Origin of the sequence: Nocardioides pelophilus (assembly GCF_014180685.1) — a bacterium.
In the GTDB taxonomy this organism is placed as follows: Bacteria; Actinomycetota; Actinomycetes; order Propionibacteriales; family Nocardioidaceae; genus Nocardioides; species Nocardioides pelophilus.
On record NZ_JACEHF010000341.1, the window covers coordinates 1 to 473 of the forward strand.

Consider the following 473-nt stretch of genomic DNA (forward strand, 5'->3'; position numbering starts at 1 on the left):
GCACGACGCCTGCCGGCTCCTACGCCGTGCTGACCGTCAGCGTCCCGCACGGCTGCGACGGCTCGGCGACGACGAAGATCGCCATCGACCTGCCGGAGCCGATCCACGCGGTCACCCCGACCCGCAACCCGTTCTGGACCGTGGAGAAGGAGATGGAGCAGCTCGACGAGCCGATCACCGACGCCCACGGCAACGAGATCACCGAGCGGGTCGACCAGGTCGTCTACACGGCCCGGACGCCGCTGCCCGAGGGGCAGCGCGACACCTTCGAGCTCTCGCTGCAGCTGCCGGACGCCGAGGGCGAGACCCTCGCCTTCCCGATCCTGCAGACCTGCGAGGAGGGTGAGACCGGGTGGACCGAGGTCGCCGCGGACGGCCAGGACGAGGATGACCTCGAGCGTCCGGCTCCGCTCGTGACGATCACCGCGGCGGAGGGCGACGGGCACGGCGGGTCGGCCGGGCCGCACGAGGCC

1 protein-coding gene is annotated in these 473 nt (G+C 72.5%); it reads left to right on the plus strand.

From position 1 onward, the window contains the following. On the plus strand, positions 1 to 473 hold a 473-nt coding region (locus H0488_RS23535; RefSeq protein WP_183101571.1), incomplete at both ends, for a YcnI family copper-binding membrane protein.